1 pseudogene is annotated in these 750 nt (G+C 58.9%); it reads left to right on the top strand.

What is annotated here, in order from left to right:
* Positions 1-549 precede the first annotated feature (549 nt).
* A pseudogene (locus PV772_RS23025) lies at positions 550-750 on the top strand (IS3 family transposase); the annotation flags it as partial.

Below are 750 nucleotides of genomic sequence, written 5' to 3'. Positions count from 1 at the left end.
ATGAACTGCTCCCCGAAAGTTGGACTGAAAATTCAGTTTCGACTTCCGGGGAGCAGTTTTGCGTTCAAGTAGTTCTTTGTCGGCCCATCAGCGCGCGACGGCTGTAGCGTGGTTTGAGAAAGGCCTTGCATACACGGCGACAGCCACCATGCTGGGTGTGTCTCGTGAGTCTCGTGGGCCTGTTAAGAGGCTGTATCGGCGGTGGAGGATCCATGGTCAAGGTGCGCTGGTGACGAAGCCTGCTCAGTCGTACACGTTCGAATTCAAGCTCGCCCTGGTGCAACGGTTCCTTGCTGGCGAGACTGCACCGGCCTTGGCGGAAGAGGCCGGCTTATCTTCGGCCGTGCTACTCAAGTCGTGGGTGCGTACCTACCGCCGTGAAGGCGTGGACGCCTTACGCCCCAAGCCCAAAGGCAGACCCCGGAAGCCCGACTCCCCACCGCCTGCAGAAGTACCCGAGCTAGAACGGCTACGTCGGGAGAACGAACGCCTGCGGGCCGAAGTCGCATATTTGGGAAAATTGCGAGCCTTGAGGGCTCAAAAACAAAGGTGAAGGTCCAAGCCCTCATCGCCCTCAAGGCCGACTTCCCGCTTCCACTTCTTCTTCAGGTCTCGAGCCTGGCACGATCCACGTTTTTCTATCACCAGGCGCGCCTTCAAGCCCCTGACCCGCAAGAGGAGCTCAAGGCCTCCATCAGGGACATCTTCAAGAAGAACCATGGCCGATACGGGCACCGGCGTGTGCACAGT

It is taken from the genome of Pseudarthrobacter sp. CC12, from assembly GCF_039907755.1.
Classification (GTDB): Bacteria; Actinomycetota; Actinomycetes; order Actinomycetales; family Micrococcaceae; genus Arthrobacter; species Arthrobacter niigatensis.
Note: the sequence above shows the minus strand (reverse complement) of the source record. Positions and strands in the feature narration are given on the sequence as shown.